Source organism: Brucella sp. MAB-22 (assembly GCF_025908475.1).
Taxonomy (GTDB): domain Bacteria; phylum Pseudomonadota; class Alphaproteobacteria; order Rhizobiales; family Rhizobiaceae; genus Brucella; species Brucella anthropi.
Genome location: NZ_CP109782.1, coordinates 1,008,990 through 1,031,988 on the forward strand (window position 1 = coordinate 1,008,990; position 22,999 = coordinate 1,031,988).

Here is a 22,999-nt window from a genome sequence, read left to right on the forward strand (position 1 = left end):
CATGTCTCTGGTTTCAGGAATCGCGATTTACTTCATCATCTGGTGGACGACGCTGTTCGCGCTGCTGCCGGTTGGCTTGCGCACCCAGGCTGAAGAAAACGAAGTGACTTTGGGCACGGTGGCCAGCGCTCCGGCAAAACCACGCATCGGTCGTGCCTTTCTGCGGACGACCATCGTCGCAACACTCATCTTCCTGCTCTATTATTATGTGACGCAGATCAGCGGTTTCGGCCTCGATGATATCCCACATTTCTTCCCGGATCTGACCTGAGCATTCGTTCGCGTTCCACCATGAATTTTTGAGGCTGCCTAAATTATAGGCAGCCTTTCTTTTGTATAAAGAAAAGTGGACGCGCCTACCATGGGTTGCGTCAGATATCGAGCTTGTTGGCGTAACGTATTGAATTTACGACACAGCACAACCCGGCGTCATTTGTGACAGCGATAGCGCTCCCTGAGCAATGTTCTTCATATAAATCGATTTATACTTAAGTGAAATTTAATACTTGATTGCACGGAGGGCGCTGCGATAAATCCCACAAAATCAATGTGTTATTGCAAGCTATAAAATAGGGAAACTGCGGAAAGCGTGGAGGTGCTGCAAGTTCAAAAAAAAAGCAAGGCTTTCGCCTTGCTAATCAAATACGCGTTCGATCCGTTTCCATTTGACTGGCGGCTGCGAAAGTCGCGCCTGGATCCATCCTCCCAAGACTTTGACCGCGTGAAACCAACGGTTTTATTCCGTTGTTGCTCTTATGCTGAAAAAAATAGCGAACTGCACAGCTTTTGTCACGAAAAATCTTCTATGGCGTCATATTTCTTTCGCAAATTTTCCCGAATGAGAGTGATATATCTGTAATATATTGAATTTGAATGTGAATCCGGAGGCCGCATTTCGCGTCTCTGGTTCTTTCGACAGGCGATCATGGTTGTGGATGGGGAAATCCGCTATCGCGAAAGCTTTTTCAAGCGGGTTTCCAACCGGTGTATAACCCGGTAAGAAACCGACAAATATGCTTAATTTTTGCCTGATTCTTGAAGCACTCAGGCAGTCCCTCTTGATTGGTGGTTACGATGCGTCTGTCGCGGTATTTTTTGCCTATTCTGAAGGAAAACCCCAAGGAGGCGGAAATCGTCTCCCACAGGCTGATGCTGCGCTCGGGCATGATCCGTCAACAGTCGGCCGGCATCTATTCCTGGCTGCCGATCGGTCTGAAGGTTCTCAACAAGGTCTGCGATATCATTCGTGAAGAACAGAACCGCGCGGGCGCCAATGAAATCCTGATGCCGACCATCCAGTCCGCAGACCTGTGGCGCGAAAGCGGTCGCTACGATGCCTATGGCAAGGAAATGCTGCGCATTCAGGACCGTCAGGAGCGCGATATGCTCTTCGGTCCGACCAATGAGGAAATGGTCACCGACATTTTCCGCTCCTATGTGCGCTCCTACAAGGATCTGCCGCTCAATCTCTACCACATCCAGTGGAAGTTCCGCGACGAAGTGCGCCCGCGTTTCGGCGTCATGCGTTCGCGCGAATTTCTGATGAAGGACGCCTATTCGTTCGACCTCGATTATGAGGGCGCGAAAATGGCTTACTACCGTATGTTCGTGTCCTATCTGCGCACTTTTGCACGTGTTGGCCTGCAGGCCATCCCGATGCGCGCCGATACGGGGCCGATTGGCGGCGACCTCAGCCACGAATTCATTATTCTGGCCGAAACCGGCGAAAGCCAGGTTTTCTGCGACAAGGCCTATCTCGATCTGGCCGTGCCGGGCGCGGACACCGATTTCCGCAACGATGCGCAGCTGACCGATATCGTCAATCGCTGGACGACGCCTTATGCGGCAACCGACGAAATGCACGACGAGGCCGACTGGTCCAAGGTGAAGCCGGAAGATCAGGTCTCTGCACGTGGCATCGAAGTGGGGCACATCTTCCATTTCGGCACGAAATATTCTGAACCGATGGGCGCGAAAGTGCAGGGCCCGGATGGCAAGGAACATCTGGTTTCCATGGGTTCCTACGGCATCGGTCCGTCGCGCCTCGTCGCGGCTGCCATCGAAGCCTTCCACGACGATGCGGGCATTATCTGGCCGAAAGCCATCGCGCCGTTCGGTGCCGGTATCGTCAATATGAAGCCGGGCGACGAAGGCTGCGACGCTGTAAGCGAGAAGATCTACGAAGCGCTGACCAATGCAGGCGTCGATCCTCTGCTGGACGACACGGATGACCGTCCGGGTGCAAAGTTCGCCACGATGGACTTGATCGGCCTGCCGACGCAGGTGATCGTTGGCCCGCGTGGCGTTGCCGCCGGTGAAGTCGAGATCAAGGATCGCAAGACCGGTGAACGCCAGAGCCTGAGCGTTGAAGCTGCGATCAATCTGTTGACGGCAGAAGCATGAGCAGCGCGGCGGCAGCAAAATCCGGGGATCAGGCTAAGGCAGCTCAAAAGGCTCCAAAGTCAGGTCCATTCTCGGCTTTCGAACGGATGATCGCTTGGCGATATCTGCGCGCGCGCCGCCGCGAGACTTTTATCTCGGTCATTGCCGGTTTTTCGTTTACCGGCATCATGCTGGGCGTGGCGACCCTCATCATCGTCATGGCGGTGATGAACGGTTTCCGTGCCGAGCTTCTTTCGCGAATTCTCGGCATCAATGGCCATCTCATCATGCAGCCAATTGATCGTCCGCTGGATGATTATGCCGATCTCATCAAGCGGATCGACGGTATTTCCGGCATCAGGTTCGCCATTCCCGTGGTGGAAGGGCAGGCGCTCGTCCAGGGGAATATCGGCGCAGGAACGGGTGCACTGGTGCGCGGTCTTCGCGAAGAGGATCTCGACAAGCTCAAGCTCGTCTCCGGCAATATTCGCCAGGGCACGCTTCAGGGCTTCGATCAGGGCGGCGGCGTCGCCATCGGAACCCGCATGGCCGAAAATCTCGGCCTTTCAATCGGCGATACGCTACGGGTGATTTCGCCGGATGGCGATGTGACCCCGTTCGGCGTCAATCCGCGCGTGAAGGCCTATCCGATTGTCGCGATCTTCGAGATCGGCATGTCGGAATACGACTCGTCGATTGTCATGATGCCGCTGTCCGAGGCGCAGCTTTTCTTCAATCAGGAAGGCAAGGTGCAATCGCTGGAAATCTTTGTCGATAATCCCGACAAGGTGGATGCGATGCGCGCGCCCGTAGAAGAGGCAGCGGGACGTCAGCTCTCGCTCGTCGACTGGCGCCAGCGCAACCAGACTTTCTTCTCGGCGCTGGAAGTCGAGCGCAATGTCATGTTCATGATCCTGACGCTGATCGTGCTCGTGGCGGCGCTGAACATCATTTCCGGCCTCATCATGCTGGTGAAGGACAAGGGGCACGATATCGCGATCCTGCGAACCATGGGCGCAACCCGTGGCGCGGTGATGCGCATATTCCTGATGACGGGCGCCGCCATCGGCGTCACCGGCACGATAGCCGGTGTCGTTCTGGGCGTTGTCGTCTGCCTCAATGTCGAGCGCCTGCGGGAGTTCTTCTCGTGGCTCTCGGGAACCACGCTCTTCAACCCGGAACTTTACTTCCTGAGCCAGTTGCCTGCGAAGATGGACCCCGGCGAAACGATTTCCGTTATCGTCATGGCTCTGGTGCTTTCATTCATTGCCACCATTTTCCCGGCCTGGCGCGCTGCCAAGCTCGATCCGGTCGAAGCATTGAGGTACGAATAAATGGCGGCTGAAATCATCATGCGGCTGGAGCGTGTCGGCCGCGCCTATAAGGAAGCCGACCGCGAACTGGTCATTCTGAAGGATGCCGATTTCACACTTCGTCGTGGGGAAATGGTTGCGCTTGTCGCGCCATCGGGAGCGGGCAAGTCGACATTGCTGCACACGGCAGGCCTGCTGGAGCGTCCCGACAACGGAGACGTTTTCTTGGATGGGCGTTCCTGCAGCAAATTGTCCGATGATGAGCGCACAGCTGTGCGCCGCAACGACGTCGGTTTCGTTTATCAGTTCCACCATCTCCTGCCGGAATTTTCCGCGCTGGAGAATGTGATGATGCCGCAGATGATCCGCGGTCTGTCCAGGAAAGCCGCAGCAGAGCGTGCGCAGCAGCTTCTTGAATATATGAAGATCGGCAAGCGCGCTTCGCATCGCCCGTCGGAACTTTCCGGCGGCGAGCAACAGCGCGTCGCTATTGCCCGCGCCGTTGCCAACGCGCCGCTTGTTCTTCTGGCGGATGAACCGACCGGCAACCTCGACCCGACGACATCATCCTACGTCTTCGGAGCTCTTGAGGCCCTCGTGCGTCAGTCGGGGCTTGCGGCCCTGATCGCGACCCATAATCACGAACTTGCCCGCCGCATGGACCGGCGCGTCACGCTGAAGGACGGCAAGGTCGTCGATCTATAAGCCTTCCAGATCATAGTAGCACCTCATCCTGAGGAGCCGTCACAGGTGGCGTCTCGAAGGGCGAGGTGCGTCTCCGCCTGAATATGGCGCTTTCGTTCCCCGCTCACGCAGCCAGCGTCTGCGGTTGTATATTCACTATTCGTAAACCCTAAAATGAATGGCGGGCTAGAACGGGTGTTGACTTTGGAACAAAAATAGAACAAAAAATAAACATACGTGAACACAGAGGAGTTTCCAACATGACCGATCTCGTCCACGACGTTCTGTCTTTCATTTCGGTAAGCCTGTTCATTGCAACTTTCGCCATCTGGGTGAGTGCGATCTGAAGGAAATAGAGCATGTCTCCCAAAAGTGGGAACCGGTTTTGGGATATAGACATGCGTGAAAACGATAGGGCATTTCCGATGACCCCGGAAAAATTGGAGATGCTCTGGCTGGTTCTTGTGAACCCGCTGCAAGGTGGCGATAGTCTTACTGGACATCGCCATATCATTCCCCGAAACTGATGCTATCAGGCGACAGAGTCGCCAGCCGCGATGGGCCATGCGTGTGGCCCATCTTGCAAGCAATGTGCTATCAGGCGGCTACTGCATCGGCCCGAAAATCGGAATCGGTTTTCGGAAAGCGTGATGCTTGGATTTAGAGCGCCGGATGTATGTCCATCCGGGCGGCTCAGCAGATGATCGGGGTCGATGGAATGAGTGACGTAGCAGCAGGCAATGCAGCAAAAGACGGTGCTTTGACGCCACGTTTTGTGCACCTGCGGGTACACTCGGCCTATTCCTTGCTGGAAGGCGCATTGCCGCTCGGCAAGATCATCAAACAGGCGATTGCCGACGAGGCGCCGGCTATCGCAGTCACCGACACCAACAATCTGTTCGGTGCGCTTGAATTTGCGCAGAAGGCATCGAAAGATGGTCTGCAACCCATCATCGGTTGTCAGGTCGATATAGCCTTCGGCGATCACAATGATAATGGCCGCAGCGTCAATCGCCGTGTCGCGCTGGACCTCGCTCCAGTTGTGCTGCTGGCGGCAACGGAAGAGGGCTATGCGAATATCGTGCGGCTCGTCAGTCGCGCGTTTCTGGAAACACCGGCAGGTGATCCGGTGCATGTCGAAGCAAGCTGGCTGCCGTCATTATCGAAAGATGTCATTGTTCTTTCCGGTGGCGCATTGGGACCAATCGGTCGCGCTTTTGCCGCCGACCGTCCCGACAGGGCAGAGGCGCGGCTTGCTTTCCTGCGTGAAGCCTTTGGCGATCGGCTTTATGTCGAGTTGCAGCGCCAGGCAGGTTACGACCGTGCGCTGGAAGCAAAGACCGTCGCGCTTGCCTATGAGATGGATCTGCCTCTGGTAGCCACCAATGAGGCATTCTTTCTCAAGGCAGAAGACTTCGAGGCCCACGATGCGCTTCTTGCCATCGCGGAAGGCCAGATTCTTTCAAACGATGACCGCCGCCGTCTGACGCCGGACCATCACATGAAAAGCCGTGCGGAAATGGCTGCACTTTTTGCCGATCTGCCGGAAGCACTCGACAACACCGTCGAAATTGCAGAGCGTTGCAGCTGGTACACGCAGACCCGTGCACCGATCCTGCCGCGGTTTACCGGCGAATCCGATGACGCGGAGGCCGCCGTTCAGGAGGAAGCCGACGAGCTGGCGCGGCAGGCCCGCGAAGGCCTGAAGATGCGCCTGGAGACCGTCGGTCTCGCAGAAGGCTATACGACAGAGCAATATGCCGAACGTCTCGAATACGAGATCGGCATCATCACCCGCATGAAGTTCCCGGGCTACTTCCTGATCGTTGCGGACTTTATCAAATGGGCGAAAGCCCATGGCATTCCGGTCGGGCCGGGCCGTGGCTCGGGTGCCGGTTCGCTCGTCGCCTATGCGCTGACGATTACCGACGTCGATCCTTTGCGGTTCTCGCTGCTTTTCGAACGCTTCCTCAACCCGGATCGCGTTTCGATGCCCGACTTCGATATCGACTTCTGTCAGGACCGCCGTGAAGAGGTGATCCGCTATGTGCAGGGAAAGTACGGGCGCGATCAGGTAGCCCAGATCATCACATTCGGAACCCTGCAGGCACGCGCTGTGCTGCGCGATGTCGGTCGCGTTCTGGAAATGCCTTACGGGCAGGTCGATCGTCTCTGCAAGCTGGTGCCGCAAAACCCGGCCAATCCAGTGTCACTGGCACAAGCCATCGACACAGAACCGAAGATCAATGAGGAGCGTGAGAAAGAGCCGGTGGTCGGACGGCTGCTGGATATGGCGCTCAAGCTCGAAGGGCTTTACCGCCACGCCTCGACCCATGCCGCCGGTATCGTGATCGGTGACCGTCCGCTGTCGGAACTGGTCCCGATGTATCGCGATCCGCGTTCCGACATGCCCGTCACGCAGTTTAACATGAAATGGGTCGAGCAGGCGGGACTGGTCAAGTTCGACTTTCTTGGTCTCAAGACGCTGACCGTCCTTGAAACGGCGGTCAAACTGGTGGCGCGCAAGGGCGTTGAGATTGACCTATCCCATGTGCCGCTCGACGACGAACTGACCTATGAGATGTTGTCGCGCGGCGAAACCGTCGGCGTGTTCCAGGTGGAAAGTGCGGGTATGCGCAAGGCGCTGCTCGGTATGCGCCCGGACCGGATCGAAGATATCATCGCGCTTGTGGCGCTTTATCGTCCCGGTCCGATGGAGAACATCCCGACTTATAATGCGCGCAAGAACGGTGAGGAGGAGATTGCCTCCATTCACCCGAAGATCGATCACCTGATCAAGGAAACGCAGGGCGTTATCGTCTATCAGGAACAGGTGATGCAGATTGCACAGGTGCTTTCCGGCTATTCGCTCGGTGAAGCTGACCTTTTGCGCCGCGCCATGGGCAAGAAAATCCGCGAGGAAATGGACAAGCAGCGCGTCCGCTTCGTGGATGGCGCGATTGAGGGCGGAGTCGACAAGGCGCAGGCCAACATGATCTTCGATCTGCTTGCCAAGTTCGCTGACTACGGCTTCAACAAATCGCACGCCGCCGCTTATGCCATCGTGTCCTACCAGACGGCCTATATGAAGGCCCACTATCCAGTCGAGTTCATCGCGGCGTCGATGACCTACGATATGTCGAACACCGACAAGCTCAACGATTTCCGCCGCGAGGCGAACCGTTTGGGCATTGAGGTCGTGCCGCCTTCGGTGATGACGTCCTTCCGTCCGTTTGAAGTCGGCGAAAAGCAGATTTTCTATTCGCTTGCCGCCATCAAGGGCGTCGGCGAGGCCGCCGTCGATCATATTGTCGATGTGCGCGCCGAGAAACCTTTTGAAAGCCTTGAGGATTTCTGCGAGCGGGTCGATCCGCGCATCGTCAACCGGCGCGTGCTGGAAAGTCTCATCAATGCCGGTGCGATGGATTGTTTCGGTCGTGAGCGCCCGGCCATGAGTGCGGGCATGGACCGCATCATGGGCTTTGCCCAGCGCACGCAGGAAAATGCCGCAAGCGGTCAGTCCGATATTTTTGGTCTGTCAGGCGCTCCGAAGGAAACGCTTATCCTGCCGCAGGCGGCTCCCTGGCTGCCATCGGAAATGCTGCATCGGGAGTTCCAGGCGGTCGGCTTCTATCTGTCGGCCCATCCGCTTGATGAATATCGCGATGTGCTGAACCGCATGCGTGTTCAAAGCTGGGCAGATTTTTCAGCAGCCGTGAAACGCGGCGCCAATGCCGGTCGTCTGGCAGGCACTGTGACGGCCCGTCAGGAACGCAAGACCCGCACCGGCAACAAGATGGGCATTGTGCAACTGTCCGATGCCAGCGGCCAGTTCGAAGCGGTGCTGTTTTCAGAAGGACTGGCGCAATATCGCGACCTTCTGGAGAGCGGCAAGTCGGTGGTGATCACGGTTCAGGCGGAAAACCGTCCTGAAGGTATAGGCTTGCGCATCCAGACGGTGCAGTCGCTCGAAGACGAAGCCTGCCGTATGCAGAAGGCGTTGCGGCTTTACCTGCGCTCGGCCGATGCGGTTCGTCATATCGCTCCGCATTTCAACACGCGTGGCGACGGGCAGGTGAGCCTCATCGTCATCAAGGATAACGGTCAGCGTGAAGTCGAGATCGAGCTGCCGCATCGCTATCGCGTCAGTCCGCAGATCGCCAGCGCCATGAAAGCCATTCAGGGCGTCGTGGATGTGGAACTGGTGTGAGTGAGAGCGCCGATCTGATTGAAGCAAAACGAGGGCAAACCCGTTTTGCGGTCTTTTTGCGCGAAAAACCGGTGGTGATGTGCGTATTTTACCACCGATTTTGCGGCGAACGCCTGTCAAAAACATGGCGTTTTTGTGATTGGCATCAGTAAGCGGCTGTGAAACGCTTGCGAATATGCTGGCCTTTTTCTGCTTCATCCAGAATTGCGACTGCCAGATCAGCAACTGAAATCTTGCTTTCACCCTTGTCGTCGAAAACCGGTTCGTCGCCGCCAAGACGATATTTTCCGGTGCGCTCGCCGGGCTGAAGAATGATCGCCGGTGATACGAATGACCATTCCAGTTCTTTCTCACCACGCAGGTCTTCGAGCGCCTGACGGGCACCGAGCGCGCCTTCCTTCCATTCGGCAGGGAATTCCGGCGAGTCGACCAACTGGTTACCATTGATCGAAAGGCTACCTGCGCCGCCGACTGCTATAAGACGCTTGATGCCTGCTTTTTTGGTGGCTTCCGTGATGGAACGGCTGCCGTTGATGTGCTTTTCGCGGATGTCCTTGTCGCCCCAGCCCGGATTGTAGGCGGAAATCACGATGTCATGCCCTGCAAGCTGCTTTGCAAGCGCGTCGGTATCGAACACGTCGGCCTTTACCGCCGTCACATCGGGCAGTTTTTCGACTTTCTCCGGATGACGAACGAGTGCGGTAACCTCGCCGCCGCGTGCAGCAGCTTCCTTGAGGATTGCAGCGCCTACGAAACCCGTTGCGCCGATCAGTGCGATCTTGGTCATGGCATTCTCCTTTTTTCGACCTTCTCGTATCAAACGAATTAAGGTATGTTTCATAATCAGGTTATTACTGATAACTACATATGTGATGCCATCATGCTTGTGAAGAACGCACTTTTACATGAGCAGGATACATGGAAGTAACCGCCACAAAGGCAAGTGTTCAGAGATGCTCCGGTCGAAACGGAACGATGAAGCTGCTATAACTAATTGTTTTTACTTATGTTATGACGCGTGGCTGACGCGTATTTCAGTGAAAACTCTCTAACTTAACCGATGGAGAAAACGCCGGTCTGCCAACCGGTTTTTGTGGAGAAAAAGATGACAATACCGACACGCCCTGACGGGAAAACACCTTTGCTTTCGTCGACACCTGCCTTCGAAAACGATGGTGACGGTTCTTGCCCGATCCGTGAAGTGCTGGATCGGGTTGGCGACACGTGGAGCATTCTCGTCATTTTCAATCTTCAGGAAGGCTCGATGCGTTTCAATGCGTTGCGACGGACCATTGAGGGTATTTCACAGCGCATGCTGACCGTTACGCTACGATCGCTGGAGCGGGATGGCCTCGTGTCTCGACATGTGCGCCCGACTTCTCCGCCCGAAGTGGAGTATTCGCTGACTGAACTTGGACATTCTCTTGCTGTGCCTATCGACGTGCTGGGGCAATGGGCCGTCAGGAACCGCGATCTTCTTCGCGACGCCCGCTCACGTTTTGATGGAAGCATTGAATAAAAAGGAACCGGCCTTGGTCCGTTTGCGTTTGTCTTTCAAACAGGAGAAGTCTGATGCCCGCGAAATCCCAGGCCCAACAGAAAGCCGCTGGCGCCGCGCTTGCTGCCAAACGCGGTGAAATCAAGAAAAGCGAACTCTTCGGTGCGTCAAAGGAAATGTATGAATCGATGACCGAGAAGGAACTGGAGGAATTTGCCGAAACAAAGCGCAAAGGCTTGCCGGAACACGTAGATGACAAGAAAAAACACTGAATAGAATTGGCGAGCGCCGTCGGGCACTCGCCGCATTGGCCAGATGGTTACTTGCCAGATTTGTTCGGCGCCAGCTCGATTGCTTTCAACTTGCCATCGGTAATGCCGCAGCGCAGCGTGACGCTATCCCATTTTGTTGATGCGCCTTTGGTTCGTGCTTCACCGGGAACCGAGATGACAGCCGAAACCTTGCGTGGGTCGCTGGTGCTAAATTTCGCAGACTTATCATTGGTTTCTGCCGAAGAGATATCATCTTTGGTGAAGCCAAGACGATCATATTTTTTACTTTTCTTGACGTAATCATAAGCGCTGGCAACGCAATCCGCGACCTGTGGAGCCGCTTGCTGATCCTTCACGAGGGTCTGATAGTTGCCCGTAAAATCCTTCGATCTTTTCGGGACGGAATCTGCATTCGCGGCGGTGGTGAAGCCCAGTGCTAAAATTGCAGAAATTATAAATTTGGTCGATTTCATGCCCATGTCCTTCTGGAAACCCGTCGCTCGGTGGCGGGCGGCGGAATTGAATCGATAATGAAATAGAGATTACAGACGCGATTCTGATTTTTTTATGAATTTCCAACGGTTACGACGATATCTTATTGGCAGATGCGCGCAAGACAGGATTTGCCGTGGCAGCCTTGGTCGAGATGCATGTTGGTGCGATGTGCGGCATCACCGTCCGGGCCGATTACCGTCATGAAAAGCTTGCAGCTCGCGCTATGCACGGCGCGCCAGAAAGCCTTCTCCTTGTCGGTGCCGTTCCAGCCGCGTTCCAGTTCCGTCTTGCTACCATCCGAAAACTTGAACGACATGATGTCGAGCGCGTTGGCAAAGGCGTGTTCGGAAACGCGTCCTACGGATGCGCCGTTGACCTTCCGGCACTGGTAATCCGAGCCGGTGCCGATTTCAGCGATTTTCGAATCCGGTCCATAAACATCTTTGGCTGCCTTGGTCACCTCACTGCTCCACTGCGCCAGCGTGACTGCCATTGCGCAATTTGTGGTGACGGCATTGGCAAATTTCAAAGGGTTGTCCTTGCCAATGGCGGTCAGGGACAACGGAGAGTGGGCGCCGCATTGCTCACCATCCTTGATCGGAGGCAGCAGCTTGCCCTCTACTTCGCCGGCTATCAGCGCCGGGCAGGATACCTGATAGACGCGCTCGTCCTTTTCTGGCTTTGGCTGTTGATCGGGACCGGGTTTCACTTCTTGCGGTTTTTCGTCCGTCGGCTTCGGATTATCAGCCGGTTTTGGCGGGTCTGCCTGGGTCGGGGTTGTAGGAGCAGGCTTGGCCAGCGGTTGATTTTCGGTTTCTGCCTCCGGCTTTTCCGTTGGAATGGGTGGAGTTTCCGGTTCTGCCCCCTTGGTTGCTGTATTTTCCGGGCGAGGGGCAGGCGTCGGAACGGGTATCATGGGAGCAGGTTTGGTTTCGGCTTTTGCCGGAGCGCTTTCAGATTGCGTTGCTGTTTGCTGTTTCGAAGCCGGTTTCTTTTGGCTGCGCTTTACCGCCGGGCGTTTGCGATGCTGTTTTGCCTTTTGGGCGTCCTGTTTCAGGATGCGTTCGATGAAAGTTTGCGCCTGTGCCTGATCGGAATCGATGCCGGAAAAACACGGCATCGCAACAAGGCCCAAGGCAATCAGAGCGGTGAATGCACCCTTGCCGGGCAGGAAAAAAGACAAAGCCATTGATGCCTCATGAATTGCGGATCCGTCATGACTAATGATGAAACAGGCGATGGCGTTCCTTCACGCTTGATGGCAGGTCGTAGCAAATGGTAGGAAACACCCTCAGCGGTCCGGTTTTTCAGGCTTTTTCGACTGCTTGAGCTTGACAAGATAACAGCTGCATGACTAAAAGCCGCCCATCGCTGGCGCGTTCTCGCACCGGCGTTTCATTTGACGTGTCCCGTGGATGAAGATTGCGCTCGCGCGCTTCATCCTGTCAGTCCTCTCAAACGGAGGGCAGAGGAGGGCGCGTTTCCTCCAGCGCCTCCGGGCGCTATAACCTTTTGAAGGAAATGCGATGAGCAAGCGCGAATCCGCTAAGTACAAAATTGATCGCCGTCTTGGCGAAAACATCTGGGGCCGTCCGAAGTCCCCTGTAAACCGCCGTGAATATGGCCCGGGCCAGCACGGCCAGCGCCGCAAGGGCAAGCTGTCGGACTTCGGTGTTCAGCTCCGCGCAAAGCAGAAGCTCAAGGGCTTCTACGGCGATATCTCCGAAAAGCAGTTCCGCAAGACCTACGAAGAAGCCGCTCGCCGCAAGGGCGACACCGGTGAAAACCTGATCGGTCTGCTGGAATCGCGTCTTGACGCAGTTGTGTATCGCGCCAAGTTCGTTCCGACGATCTTTGCTGCCCGCCAGTTCATCAATCACGGCCACGTGAATGTGAATGGTCGCCGCGTCAACGTTCAGTCCTACCGCCTGAAGACCGGTGACGTTGTTGAAGTTCGCGAAAAGTCGAAGCAGCTGGTTATCGTTCTCGAAGCTGTTCAGCTCGCAGAACGTGATGTTCCGGATTACATCGAAGTAGACCACAACAAGCTGGTTGCGACGTACTCCCGCGTTCCGACCCTGACGGATGTGCCTTACGCTGTCCAGATGGAACCGAACCTGGTCGTCGAATTCTATTCGCGTTAATTCCAGGCGCGCTCTGGCGCGCTGGATATATGCCGAAATCGAAAAGCCGCGCTGTACTGCAGCGCGGCTTTTTCTTTGCTTTTATCCCGGCACTTTGGCGATGGGGCCGGGAGGGCCGAGCGTATCGTCAATCTGCCGGTCGGAATGATATGTGGCGCAGGCCGACAACAATGCTCCAATGAATAACAGTAAGGACAGTTTTCGGAGCGCGATGATGCGCGGCTTTCGCCGAAGAACACTTATAGAACCAACATACTGAGCCATAGATATCTCATCCGTGAATGCCTGCATGAGTTCTAGAGCAAAAGGCAGCTGCAAACACTCATACATTTTTGCTGGCAAACGGTGGTCGACGTGTGCTGATGCACGCAATCATAAAGAAATCTTGTTTGACGGTTTTCCCGACAGCCAGTTTTCGCTATTAAGCCTTCAACATCTTCAATCGTTTTTCCGGGAAGCACCATGAACGCTTTCGATCCAGATATTGCAGAAGACGCGGGCAGCGACGGCTGTCACCCGCTATTCCGCGATGTGCCGACCACGGTCGAGTTCAACAAGCTGCGCAAACGTCTTTTGCGCCTGACGCGGCAGGCTATCGAGGATTTCTCGATGGTGAAGCCCGGCGAGCGCTGGATGGTCTGCCTTTCGGGTGGCAAGGATTCCTATGGCCTACTTGCGCTGCTGCTCGATCTTAAATGGCGCGGCCTGCTGCCTGTTGAGCTGCTGGCGGTCAATCTGGATCAGGGGCAGCCGAACTTTCCCAAGCACATCCTGCCGGATTTCCTCAATCGTTATGAAATCGAACACCGTATCGAATATCAGGATACCTATTCGATTGTGACCGACAAGCTGCCTGAAACCAGCACCTATTGCTCGCTCTGCTCGCGTTTGCGCCGGGGGAATCTCTATCGCATTGCGCGTGTAGAGGGCTGTTCGGCGATCGTTCTTGGCCATCACCGGGAAGATATTCTCGAAACCTTCTTCATGAACCTGTTCCACGGCGGGCGTCTGGCTGCGATGCCGCCGAAGCTGTTGAACGACGAAGGAGACCTGATGGTGTTCCGTCCGCTGGCTTATGCTGCGGAGGACGATCTGGAGAAGTTTGCGACCGCAATGCAGTTTCCGATCATTCCATGCGACCTGTGCGGCAGTCAGGAAGGGCTGCAGCGCAATGCGATGAAAGCCATGCTGACCGACATCGAAAAGCGTATGCCGGGGCGCAAGGACACGATGATCCGCGCCATGACGAATGTGCGTCCGAGCCATTTGCTGGATCGCAAACTGTTCGATTTTGCAGGACTGATGCTGAATGGCGAGGGAGAGGGTGACCATGCGGTTTGACGAAGGACAGATGGACTGGCTGGCCGATTTGCTGGCAGATGCGGCGCGTCAGGAAATCATGCCCCGGTTTCGCAGGCTGGACGTCAGTGATATCCGGCAGAAGACGTCACCCGCCGATCTGGTGACGGAAGCGGATGTGAATGCTGAGCGGTTCATCACTGCCAAGCTCAAGGAACGCTTTGCCGATGCGGTGATCGTCGGTGAGGAAGCCTGCTCGGACAATCCGGCTTTGCTGACCGGCCTCGATGATGCGGAGCTTGCCTTCACAATCGATCCGGTCGATGGCACTTTCAACTTTGCATCTGGTGTTCCGCTCTTTGGTGTCATGCTTGCGGTGGTGTCAAAAGGCGAAACCGTTGCCGGTATCATTCATGACCCCGTCGGTAATGACTGGATCATGGCTTCAAAGGGAGGCGGAAGCTACATCCGCCACGCCAATGGAGATGTGAGCAAGGTCGGCGTTGCCGAACCGACTTCTATCAACCAGATGACCGGTTCGATTTCCTGGCAGTACACGGCTGAGCCGACACGGTCGCGTCTGGCGCGTAATCATACGAAATTTCTGTCCCAGATCGGCTATCGCTGTGCAGCGCACGAATATCGCATCCTCGCCACCGGCGGCGCGCATTTCGTGGTCTACAACAAGCTGATGCCGTGGGATCATCTGCCCGGTGCGCTGATCCATCAGGAAGCCGGTGGCTATCTCGCGCGCTGGGATGGAAGCGATTATCTGCCGTCACATACCGGCGGCGGCATTCTGGCCGCGCCCAGCAAGGACAGCTGGCAATCCATTCAGGCGGCGCTCTGGGAAGATTAGCAACGCTTGGGCCCAGCTTGTGTTTTGGACACTTGGGCACTATATTGGCGGAGTGGGTTGGAAGCGCGAACTCCCAACCCGTTTCGCTTAGATAAAGAGTCTGACCCGCACGTAGCATTGCCAGCCCGTGCGGGTTTTCTTTATCGTCAGCGTGATACTCACGGGTATGAAACCCATTTGTGTCACTCCGGTTCGAGAGCAAAGCTCTTGCCAAAGTCGAGGTGGCTTATCCTCCCCGATGCGCCTGCTGGCCGGCGCGTTCTGCTTTTGCTCCCGAAACACCCACTGATAGCATGTGTATGGCATAAGAAAAGCCCGCTAACTATGAGCGGGCTTTGATTGTTTATGACTGATATTTGATCAGATCACATGTTCGGCAGGCGGGTTCTGCACCCTGAACAGTCGCCCGCGTTCGGCTATCAATACGCAGCCGAGCGCGACGAATCCGAGCACGCAATAGCCGGTTGCAACCGGCGTTGTGGTGCCGTCAAAGGCCTGACCGATAATCGCGCCCAATGCCGCACCGATCACCGTTTGAGCAAAGCCCAGAACGGAGGAGGCCGTTCCGGCAACTTCGCCGAGCGGCTCCATCGCCAGTGCGTTGAAATTGGCGGTCACGAGGCTGAACGAGAACATGATGGTCATGTAGATCGCCATCAGGATCGGGAAGGGAACAGGGCCTTCCATCGTGACCGAAAGTACCATCCACAAAAGGCTGAAGCTGGTGAAGACCAGCAACATGGTCTGGGAAATTCGCCGCATACCGTAACGACCGACCAGGCGCGAGTTCATGAACGAGGCGAGCGCCAGCGTCATGGCGACGGCAGCGAAAGCCAATGGGAACAAGGCGCCGAGCTTGTAGATGTCGACGAAAATCTGCTGAGCCGAGTTGATATAGCCGAACAGCGCGCCGAGAATGAACGAGGTGCCGAGCATATAAAACAGGGCGACGCGGTTCGAAAGAACGATGCCGAATCCGCCAATCACGCTCTTGACCGTCAGCGGGCGCCGGTTGGTAGCAGGCAGGGTTTCGGGCAGACGAAGAAACGCCCAGATACCGATGACAAATGCCATGAAGGCCATCGACAGAAAGATCAGGTGCCATTCGCCGAAAAGCATGATGAGCTGGCCGGTTGCGGGCGCAACAACGGGCAGGATCATGAAAACCATCATGACGAGTGACATGACCTCGGCCATCTGACGCCCGGCGAACTTGTCGCGAACGACGGATACGGCGATCACGCGCGTGGCAGCAGCGCCAAGCCCCTGCAAGACACGCAGGATGATAAGCGTCGTGAAATCGGTGACGATGGCCGCTCCCAGAGCTGCCAGAATGTAAATGACGAGCCCGGCGAACAGCGGCAGCCTGCGGCCGAAGCGGTCGCTCAAGGGGCCATAGAAGAGCTGCGAAACGCCAAACCCGAGCAGATAGGCAGTGATGACGAACTGGACGTGGTTTTCCGACTGAACGCCGAGGCTTGCACCGATCTGCGGCAGGCCGGGCAGCATGATGTCGACCGCCAGCGCATTGATGGCCATGATCGCCGCGATGAGCGCGATGAATTCGCCGCGTCCACGCATGGAAGTCTTCTGGTCCGACGAACCGTTCTTGATGTCGAGCGGCATGACTGGCATTCCTTGGCAAAGTGGCGCATCGCGTCGCGAGACACGATACGAAAGACATAATTTAGAAAGCAGAAGCAGACAGATGAAAATCTGTCGTTGCAGCATCTAGAGCATTTCCAGCAAAAGTGCGAAGCGGTTTTGCGTAGGATAATGCGACGGAAAAATACTTAGAGCGGTTCCAGCGACTCCGTTTTAACTGGAACCGCTCTAGCAAATGCAAAAGGCGCCGTAGAACGGCGCCTTTGGAAAAAGGTGAGGCTGAAGCCGTATAACCGGCAATTAATCCTCAAGCTGCCTTTGTGGCAATACCCTTATCGGTAAAAAGTGCCTGCAACTCGCTCGATTGGAACATTTCGCGTATGATATCGCAGCCGCCGACGAATTCGCCCTTTACATAAAGCTGAGGAATGGTTGGCCAGCTCGAATATTCCTTGATGCCCTGACGCAGTTCATCCGAAGACAGAACGTTGACGCCCTTATACTCCACACCGAGATAGTCGAGGATCTGAACGACCTGACCGGAGAAACCGCACTGCGGGAAACCCGGCGTGCCCTTCATGAAAAGCACGACGTCGTTGGTCTTCACTTCATTCGCGATGAAATCGTTGATGCCGGTCATTTGCGGTCCTTTCCAAGCATAATCCCGAAAAGTCGCCTGACTTTTCGGACAGGATTATGCGCTAAACAAATACGTCGAGGCAAATTTCGACGCAAACAGGGAGGTCTTCCCCAATATAGTCATTTGAATGCTGGTAACCACCCTGTTGGGGCGAATGCAAGTCAAATGCTCAAGAAATCCGTATAAAGGGGAGCTGCATCTTGCCGCAGCGGGGTTCGCTGCTCGAATGGGGCTCCCCTGGAACGGGCTTCCGTTATTCCGGTACGCTTGTCTGAAGGGCAAGCGCGTGAAGCACACCACCCATATTGCCCTTCAGCGCATCATAGACCATCTGATGCTGCTGCACGCGGGACTTGCCACGGAAACTTTCAGCGACAACCTCGGCGGCATAATGGTCTCCGTCTCCGGCAAGGTCGCGGATCGTCACCTTTGCGTCGGGAATCCCCTCGCGTATCAGTTTTTCGATCTCATGTGCGTCCATAGCCATGCAAAATCTCCCGCCGTTTCCGGCTTCTTCTTCTCATTTTATCGAATCGTAACGCACCATCGTGGAACGTCAACTAACATCTGTCTAACGCTTAAATAGCCGACAAGCAAACCGCCCGGACAGGCTTTCCATCCGGGCGGTAAAAGATATCAACGATGCGAAACCAGGTCAGTTATCACTGACCGGTTCACCACTCATGAAGCTCGGAAACCAGCCTTCAAACGAGTCTGTCAGATCGGCAATGCTGACATCGACCAGATTGCCAATCTTCAGGCGGTCGCCGCCAACCGTGCCGAGCACGCGGAACGGAACGCCTGCGCCTTCTGCATTGAGGGCAATGAGCTTTGCCATTTCCGCCGTGGCCGCGACGACATAGCGCGCCTGATCTTCACCGAAAAGGACTGCGTGCGGCAGACCATCACCGGCATCAAGTTCTGCACCCTTGCCGGACTTGATCGCCATTTCCGCGACGGCAATCGCCAGACCGCCATCGGAGAGGTCATGGCAGGCCGTAACCTGACCGTTGCGGATGGCCGAGCGGACGAACTCGCCGTTACGCTTTTCAAGCGCAAGATTGACTGTCGGGGCAGGACCATCGGCACGGTCGAACAGATCGCGCAGGTAAACCGATTGGCCAAGATGTGTGCCGTCGCCGCCAAGCAGAACCAGCGTGTCACCATCCTGCATGCCGCCGATCTTCGCAGTCTGTGTCCAGTCAGGGATGAGGCCAACGCCTGCAATGGTTGGCGTTGGCAGGATGGCCTGACCGTTGGTTTCGTTATAGAGCGAGACATTGCCCGAAACGATCGGGAAATCGAGCGCGCGGCAGGCTTCACCGATGCCTTCAATGGCCTTGACGAGCTGGCCCATGATTTCCGGCTTTTCAGGATTGCCGAAGTTCAGGTTGTCGGTCGATGCCAGCGGCTCCGCGCCGGTCGCGGTGATGTTGCGCCAGCATTCGGCCACGGCCTGCTTGCCGCCCTCGAATGGATCGGCTTCGCAATAGCGCGGGGTCACGTCGGATGAGAAGGCGAGAGCCTTGGTGTCATGGCCCTCGACGCGGATCACACCGGCATCGCCGCCCGGAACCTGCAACGAATTGCCCTGAATGAGCGTATCGTACTGTTCATAGACCCAGCGACGCGACGAAAGATCAGGCGAACCGATGAGCTTGAGAAGGGCTGCCGAATAATCTTCCACCTGCGGCACATTGCTGGCAGGGAGCGGCGCGTGCTTGCCCGGCTCCATCCACGGACGATCATATTCCGGCGCTTCATCGCCCAGATCCTTGATCGGCAGGTTGGCGACTTCCTCACCCTGATGGATGACGCGGAAACGAAGATCGTCGGTCGTCTTGCCGACGATGGCAAAGTCGAGACCCCATTTGCGGAAAATGGCCTGTGCCTCAGCTTCCTTTTCAGGCTTCAGAACCATGAGCATGCGCTCCTGGCTTTCCGAAAGCATCATCTCATAGGCCGTCATGTTCTCTTCGCGGACGGGAACATGGTCGAGAATGAGTTCAATGCCGAGATCGCCCTTTGCGCCCATTTCGACAGCCGAACAGGTGAGGCCAGCCGCACCCATATCCTGAATGGCGATAACTGCGCCAGAGGCCATCAGTTCAAGGCAGGCTTCAAGCAGGCACTTTTCGGTAAAAGGATCGCCGACCTGAACGGTAGGGCGCTTTTCTTCAATAGACTCGTCAAATTCGGCGGATGCCATGGTCGCGCCACCGACACCGTCGCGACCCGTCTTGGCGCCCAGATAGACGACCGGCAGGCCGACGCCCTTGGCTTCCGACAGGAAAATGCCATCATGCTTGGCAAGACCGGCAGCAAACGCATTGACGAGGATATTGCCGTTATAGCGCTTGTCGAAGTTCACTTCGCCGCCAACGGTCGGCACGCCAAAGGCATTGCCGTAACCGCCAACGCCCGACACGACACCCGAGACGAGGTGACGGGTCTTCGGATGATCGGGTTCGCCGAAGCGGAGCGCGTTCATCGCCGCAACAGGACGCGCGCCCATGGTGAACACGTCGCGCAAAATGCCGCCGACGCCGGTCGCTGCACCCTGATAGGGCTCGATGTAGGACGGGTGGTTGTGGCTTTCCATCTTGAAGACGACGCAATCGCCATCGCCGATGTCCACCACGCCTGCGTTTTCACCGGGGCCTTGAATAACGCGCGGCCCGGTTGTCGGAAGCGTGCGAAGCCATTTCTTGGAGGATTTGTAGGAGCAATGCTCGTTCCACATCGCCGAGAAAATCCCGAGCTCTGTGAAGGTGGGCTCGCGTCCGATCAGATCAAGAATGCGCTGATACTCGTCCGGCTTAAGACCATGCGCTTCGATCAATTCCGGCGTGATGTCTCGCGTATTGGAAATAGTCATGGAAATGGGGAACCCCGTCGCAGGCTGCGGCGTCCGACGCCCTGTGCCTAAGGGACGGTCGCCTAAGGTTTCAAGGCGCCTCTTTAACCTATGTTTTCACGAAGTGCGACAGGAAAATACCGCTTTTCCAACCCTTCATCGAATATCCATAATAATCGCAGGCAAGCGCACGCGGTCAGACACTCCCTTCATATCCCGCCTGTTCGTTTTCAAGCAGGCGACGGAGCGTCAGAAAACTGTTTTCGACGACACTGCGATCAGCCGGAGACGAGAAGGCAACGCGGACCCGGTGATAGATCTGATCGACACGTCCGGCCTTGAACTCATCTTCGTCGTCGATCAGGATTCCGCTTTCATAGGCGGCGGCCTTGAACGTGCCCGAAAGCCACGGTTCGGGTAGCCCCATCCACAGAAATGGAACTGTCGGACGGGATACGAAATCGAAACCGTTGAAGATTTCTCGCGCCATCTTTTCGCGAATGCCCGTTTCTTCGCGGCATTTGCTGTGAATGGCGTCTGCCTCGCCGGACAACACAAGCTGAGCGCCGGTTTCAGCGAGCAGGAATGCTGCGCCGCCTGTGACCATCTTGTGCGTTACCTTCACGCGTTGGGCGCAATGCGCAGGGCAGGCGACCCATCCGCTGCGTATGCCTGCGGCAACGGCCTTTGACAGACCGGAGACGACGAATGTGCGTTCAGGCGCAAAGCTTGCCAAGGGTGGAATCTGGCTGTCGCACATGATGCCATAGATATCGTCTTCGATAAGCCAGACATTGTAACGCCTTGCGATGTCGGCGATTGCCCGACGGCGTTCTTCCGGCATGACGGACAGGGTCGGATTGTGCAGCGTCGGCATCAAAAAGGCGAGGGTAGGATGCTGCTGGCGGCAGGCTCGTTCGAATTCTTCCGGGATCAGACCATATTCATCCAGACCGGCCTGAATGGTACGGCGCCCGAGAAGGCGCACGGAGCGGCTGATCTGCGCATAGGTCAGATTTTCGAACAGGATGCGATCGCCCGGATTCGTGAAGGCCGTGATAATGGCGATGCTCGCAGCCTGCGCCCCATTGGTAACGACAATGCTGTCAAGATCTGGTCGCCAGTCGGCTCGCGAAAGCCATTTTTGTCCGGCTTCCAGCCAGTGCTGCGGAAAATAGCGCGAATAGCTCGCAATATCCTGCGGAAAATCCCGATGAATGTCGGCATTGATTTTGGCCAGAACTTCATGCTGGCCGACATCCGGCGCCGCAGTCGTGTCGAAACGTATTTTCCCAGAAGGGACATCGGCAGGCTTTGTACCGGCAATGCCAGAGGCGGTCAGCGCGTTGTCTGCCGGTTCTTCGCCCAGAACGTAAGTTCCTCGACCGACTTCGCCCGTCACGAGACCGCGTTCATGGGCCAGCGCATAGGCACGACCGATTGTGCCGATTGTCACCTTCAAGTCGAATGCGAGATTGCGCTGTGGCGGAAGTTTGATACCCGCTGGCAATCCACCATTCCCGATGGCTTCTTCGATGGCATCGGCAAGCTGCAGGTAAAATGGACCGGATTTACCGGCAAGGTCTGGAATCCAATTTGTCATGGTGACAACTTATAAATTGTACCTATTGCCAAGTCAATTGTAGAGTCAATTCGTCGCTACTTGGTGACAATGCAGACATCGAGCTAAACACAAGGTTTGTCTCGACTGCTTCCCAGCTCCCAACTGGCCCAACTGGCAATGAAATGGACCGAGCCAATGTTTTACTTTAGACCGCAGACCGAGACAATAGATACAATTCTTCCTGTGCCCGTGGCTGATGGCATTACGGATTTGCCAAAAGCTTTGCAGGTCAATCTGATGGCGGCGTCCCAACCGCAGATCGGATATGTACGGCGCGTTGTCTCTTTTTGTTCTTACGCATTGTCCGACGCATCGAAGCTGGAAAAGAAATCAGTCCAGCGGACTGATTTCCCTGCGCAGACGCTTCGCACTTTTGCTGGAAGGGCTCTGAATTGGATGTCTTATCGAATGATGCTGCGGCGCAGTCGGATCGCCCTCGGCGAACTGACCGACGATCAGTTGCGCGATATCGGACTACAGCGCGACGAAGCAGAGCGCGAAGCGCGTAAGGTGCGTTTTCACTTGCGTTGAAGTATGTCGCGGAAAGCAGCTTTCCGCGACAGCTTGATTACTGGCAACCGCTCTGGCCTGAAGCCCAGCGGTTGACGTCGGCGGCGATCCTGCCGCCATGGCTTTCCTGCATCATGGGACCGAAAGCCTCGACGCGTGCAGGATTGCCTTGCGCCTGCACGACGAGCAGCGGACGTAATGCCGGATTACGGGCGGGCACGACCAGAATGCGCGGACGTCCGGTGAAGGAATTCAGTTCCGGCGCGAGTGAGTAACCGCGGAAATCCTTGTCCTTGGATTTGAACCAGCAGCTATTTGCTGCCAGCGCGATGCGCTCCATGGTTGGCAGTGCCGCCTTGCTGGCGTCGACGGCGATGGGCCCCGTGGGCTTGCTGGAAGTGCAGGCTGCAAGCAATGCAATGGCCGGGAGGGCCAGAAGAGCGAAAGTCTTGGTCTTCAAGGAGGGGCTCCGATAGTGCGTGCCTTCAAAAAGGCACGCATGAGAGGTGGGGGTAAACAGTGTCAGGCTAGTGGTCTGATTCCGACATTTGCGTCCCTCTGATACAGGCGCCGAGCAAATGTCGGAATCGCAAAGACCACTAGCAAC

21 protein-coding genes are annotated in these 22,999 nt (G+C 56.1%); 12 read left to right on the forward strand and 9 right to left on the reverse strand.

Translation table 11 applies throughout. From position 1 onward, the window contains the following. The first annotated feature begins 1 nt into the window (after nucleotide 1). From OHI65_RS14355 to OHI65_RS14380, 6 genes are all read left to right on the forward strand, one after another. Entirely contained in the window at nucleotides 2-271 is a 270-nt protein-coding gene (locus tag OHI65_RS14355; RefSeq protein WP_012092254.1) for a DUF1467 family protein, read from the forward strand. 803 nt (nucleotides 272-1,074) lie between these two features. Further along, entirely contained in the window at nucleotides 1,075-2,403 is a 1,329-nt protein-coding gene (proS, locus tag OHI65_RS14360; protein WP_012092253.1) for a proline--tRNA ligase, read from the forward strand. Then, entirely contained in the window at nucleotides 2,400-3,716 is a 1,317-nt protein-coding gene (locus tag OHI65_RS14365) for a lipoprotein-releasing ABC transporter permease subunit (RefSeq protein ID WP_010661188.1), read from the forward strand. Before proS ends, OHI65_RS14365 begins: the two co-directional genes overlap by 4 nt. Continuing rightward, complete coding sequence (locus tag OHI65_RS14370) at nucleotides 3,717-4,400, forward strand: ABC transporter ATP-binding protein (protein WP_010661189.1); 684 nt, start codon at nucleotides 3,717-3,719, stop codon at nucleotides 4,398-4,400. It abuts the gene before it with no gap. A 697-nt stretch (nucleotides 4,401-5,097) separates the two neighbouring features. Next, entirely contained in the window at nucleotides 5,098-8,589 is a 3,492-nt protein-coding gene (gene dnaE / locus OHI65_RS14375; RefSeq protein WP_151609805.1) for a DNA polymerase III subunit alpha, read from the forward strand. After that, nucleotides 8,586-8,741, forward strand: coding sequence for a hypothetical protein (locus OHI65_RS14380; protein WP_192798946.1), 156 nt, complete (start codon nucleotides 8,586-8,588; stop codon nucleotides 8,739-8,741). Before dnaE ends, OHI65_RS14380 begins: the two co-directional genes overlap by 4 nt. Here OHI65_RS14380 and OHI65_RS14385 read toward each other — a convergent pair. Beyond that, nucleotides 8,735-9,376 carry an NAD(P)-dependent oxidoreductase gene (locus OHI65_RS14385; RefSeq protein ID WP_151662645.1) on the reverse strand — a complete coding sequence of 214 codons (642 nt, stop codon included), beginning with the start codon at nucleotides 9,374-9,376 and terminating at the stop codon, nucleotides 8,735-8,737. The two genes, OHI65_RS14380 and OHI65_RS14385, sit on opposite strands and share 7 nt — an antisense overlap. Nucleotides 9,377-9,694: 318 nt before the next feature. Between OHI65_RS14385 and OHI65_RS14390 the strand changes: the two genes are divergently transcribed. Both OHI65_RS14390 and OHI65_RS14395 read left to right on the forward strand, forming a co-directional pair. Next, a complete protein-coding gene (locus OHI65_RS14390) occupies nucleotides 9,695-10,108 on the forward strand; it encodes a winged helix-turn-helix transcriptional regulator (RefSeq protein ID WP_040129348.1) in 414 nt (137 codons plus the stop codon). A gap of 53 nt (nucleotides 10,109-10,161) precedes the next feature. Further along, a complete protein-coding gene (locus tag OHI65_RS14395) occupies nucleotides 10,162-10,359 on the forward strand; it encodes a DUF3008 family protein (protein WP_029925012.1) in 198 nt (65 codons plus the stop codon). Nucleotides 10,360-10,406: 47 nt separating this feature from the next. Here the strand turns inward: OHI65_RS14395 and bspC are convergent, their stop codons facing one another. Together bspC and OHI65_RS14405 are read right to left on the reverse strand one after the other, a co-directional pair. Next, entirely contained in the window at nucleotides 10,407-10,832 is a 426-nt protein-coding gene (gene bspC, locus OHI65_RS14400) for a type IV secretion system effector BspC (protein WP_010661194.1), read from the reverse strand. Between the two features lie 122 nt (nucleotides 10,833-10,954). After that, complete coding sequence (locus OHI65_RS14405) at nucleotides 10,955-11,974, reverse strand: extensin family protein (RefSeq protein ID WP_264359170.1); 1,020 nt, start codon at nucleotides 11,972-11,974, stop codon at nucleotides 10,955-10,957. Nucleotides 11,975-12,380: 406 nt separating this feature from the next. Between OHI65_RS14405 and rpsD the strand changes: the two genes are divergently transcribed. The 3 genes from rpsD (at nucleotide 12,381) to OHI65_RS14420 (ending at nucleotide 15,156) form a co-directional block, all read left to right on the forward strand. Beyond that, entirely contained in the window at nucleotides 12,381-12,998 is a 618-nt protein-coding gene (rpsD, locus tag OHI65_RS14410; RefSeq protein WP_010661196.1) for a 30S ribosomal protein S4, read from the forward strand. Between the two features lie 462 nt (nucleotides 12,999-13,460). Next, complete coding sequence (gene ttcA, locus OHI65_RS14415) at nucleotides 13,461-14,339, forward strand: tRNA 2-thiocytidine(32) synthetase TtcA (protein ID WP_264359077.1); 879 nt, start codon at nucleotides 13,461-13,463, stop codon at nucleotides 14,337-14,339. Further along, nucleotides 14,329-15,156 (forward strand): inositol monophosphatase family protein, encoded by an 828-nt coding sequence (locus tag OHI65_RS14420; protein WP_264359078.1) that lies wholly within the window; start codon nucleotides 14,329-14,331, stop codon nucleotides 15,154-15,156. Before ttcA ends, OHI65_RS14420 begins: the two co-directional genes overlap by 11 nt. Nucleotides 15,157-15,516: 360 nt before the next feature. Here the strand turns inward: OHI65_RS14420 and OHI65_RS14425 are convergent, their stop codons facing one another. The 5 genes from OHI65_RS14425 to OHI65_RS14445 form a co-directional block, all read right to left on the reverse strand. Beyond that, nucleotides 15,517-16,782, reverse strand: a complete 1,266-nt coding sequence (locus OHI65_RS14425; protein ID WP_010661200.1) for a multidrug effflux MFS transporter — start codon at nucleotides 16,780-16,782, stop codon at nucleotides 15,517-15,519. Nucleotides 16,783-17,068: 286 nt separating this feature from the next. Then, nucleotides 17,069-17,401 (reverse strand): Grx4 family monothiol glutaredoxin, encoded by a 333-nt coding sequence (gene grxD / locus OHI65_RS14430; RefSeq protein WP_010661201.1) that lies wholly within the window; start codon nucleotides 17,399-17,401, stop codon nucleotides 17,069-17,071. A gap of 253 nt (nucleotides 17,402-17,654) precedes the next feature. Then, the gene (locus tag OHI65_RS14435; protein ID WP_006466620.1) at nucleotides 17,655-17,888 is read right to left on the reverse strand and encodes a BolA/IbaG family iron-sulfur metabolism protein; all 234 of its coding nucleotides are present in this window, start codon (nucleotides 17,886-17,888) and stop codon (nucleotides 17,655-17,657) included. A 168-nt stretch (nucleotides 17,889-18,056) separates the two neighbouring features. Further along, nucleotides 18,057-20,279 carry a phosphoribosylformylglycinamidine synthase subunit PurL gene (gene purL / locus OHI65_RS14440; protein WP_264359079.1) on the reverse strand — a complete coding sequence of 741 codons (2,223 nt, stop codon included), beginning with the start codon at nucleotides 20,277-20,279 and terminating at the stop codon, nucleotides 18,057-18,059. A gap of 175 nt (nucleotides 20,280-20,454) precedes the next feature. Then, nucleotides 20,455-21,861: a PLP-dependent aminotransferase family protein gene (locus tag OHI65_RS14445; protein ID WP_264359080.1), complete on the reverse strand. Its 1,407-nt coding sequence runs from the start codon at nucleotides 21,859-21,861 to the stop codon at nucleotides 20,455-20,457. A 138-nt stretch (nucleotides 21,862-21,999) separates the two neighbouring features. Between OHI65_RS14445 and OHI65_RS14450 the strand changes: the two genes are divergently transcribed. Further along, entirely contained in the window at nucleotides 22,000-22,413 is a 414-nt protein-coding gene (locus tag OHI65_RS14450; RefSeq protein ID WP_012092241.1) for a DUF1127 domain-containing protein, read from the forward strand. Nucleotides 22,414-22,450: 37 nt separating this feature from the next. Here OHI65_RS14450 and OHI65_RS14455 read toward each other — a convergent pair whose 3' ends face one another. After that, on the reverse strand, nucleotides 22,451-22,852 hold the full coding sequence (locus OHI65_RS14455) for a hypothetical protein (protein ID WP_012092240.1): 402 nt from the start codon (nucleotides 22,850-22,852) through the stop codon (nucleotides 22,451-22,453). Nucleotides 22,853-22,999 lie beyond the last annotated feature (147 nt).

What these genes read in the sequence shown, in the direction of transcription:
- OHI65_RS14355 (WP_012092254.1), top strand. Translation starts at nt 2, where the DNA reads ATGTCTCTGGTTTCAGGAATCGCGATTTACTTCATCATCTGGTGGACG.
- proS (WP_012092253.1), top strand. Translation starts at nt 1,075, where the DNA reads ATGCGTCTGTCGCGGTATTTTTTGCCTATTCTGAAGGAAAACCCCAAG.
- OHI65_RS14365 (WP_010661188.1), top strand. Translation starts at nt 2,400, where the DNA reads ATGAGCAGCGCGGCGGCAGCAAAATCCGGGGATCAGGCTAAGGCAGCT.
- OHI65_RS14370 (WP_010661189.1), top strand. Translation starts at nt 3,717, where the DNA reads ATGGCGGCTGAAATCATCATGCGGCTGGAGCGTGTCGGCCGCGCCTAT.
- dnaE (WP_151609805.1), top strand. Translation starts at nt 5,098, where the DNA reads ATGAGTGACGTAGCAGCAGGCAATGCAGCAAAAGACGGTGCTTTGACG.
- OHI65_RS14385 (WP_151662645.1), bottom strand. Translation starts at nt 9,376, where the DNA reads ATGACCAAGATCGCACTGATCGGCGCAACGGGTTTCGTAGGCGCTGCA.
- OHI65_RS14390 (WP_040129348.1), top strand. Translation starts at nt 9,695, where the DNA reads ATGACAATACCGACACGCCCTGACGGGAAAACACCTTTGCTTTCGTCG.
- OHI65_RS14395 (WP_029925012.1), top strand. Translation starts at nt 10,162, where the DNA reads ATGCCCGCGAAATCCCAGGCCCAACAGAAAGCCGCTGGCGCCGCGCTT.
- bspC (WP_010661194.1), bottom strand. Translation starts at nt 10,832, where the DNA reads ATGAAATCGACCAAATTTATAATTTCTGCAATTTTAGCACTGGGCTTC.
- OHI65_RS14405 (WP_264359170.1), bottom strand. Translation starts at nt 11,974, where the DNA reads ATGCCGTGTTTTTCCGGCATCGATTCCGATCAGGCACAGGCGCAAACT.
- rpsD (WP_010661196.1), top strand. Translation starts at nt 12,381, where the DNA reads ATGAGCAAGCGCGAATCCGCTAAGTACAAAATTGATCGCCGTCTTGGC.
- ttcA (WP_264359077.1), top strand. Translation starts at nt 13,461, where the DNA reads ATGAACGCTTTCGATCCAGATATTGCAGAAGACGCGGGCAGCGACGGC.
- OHI65_RS14420 (WP_264359078.1), top strand. Translation starts at nt 14,329, where the DNA reads ATGCGGTTTGACGAAGGACAGATGGACTGGCTGGCCGATTTGCTGGCA.
- OHI65_RS14425 (WP_010661200.1), bottom strand. Translation starts at nt 16,782, where the DNA reads ATGCCGCTCGACATCAAGAACGGTTCGTCGGACCAGAAGACTTCCATG.
- grxD (WP_010661201.1), bottom strand. Translation starts at nt 17,401, where the DNA reads ATGACCGGCATCAACGATTTCATCGCGAATGAAGTGAAGACCAACGAC.
- OHI65_RS14435 (WP_006466620.1), bottom strand. Translation starts at nt 17,888, where the DNA reads ATGGCTATGGACGCACATGAGATCGAAAAACTGATACGCGAGGGGATT.
- purL (WP_264359079.1), bottom strand. Translation starts at nt 20,279, where the DNA reads ATGACTATTTCCAATACGCGAGACATCACGCCGGAATTGATCGAAGCG.
- OHI65_RS14445 (WP_264359080.1), bottom strand. Translation starts at nt 21,861, where the DNA reads ATGACAAATTGGATTCCAGACCTTGCCGGTAAATCCGGTCCATTTTAC.
- OHI65_RS14450 (WP_012092241.1), top strand. Translation starts at nt 22,000, where the DNA reads ATGAAATGGACCGAGCCAATGTTTTACTTTAGACCGCAGACCGAGACA.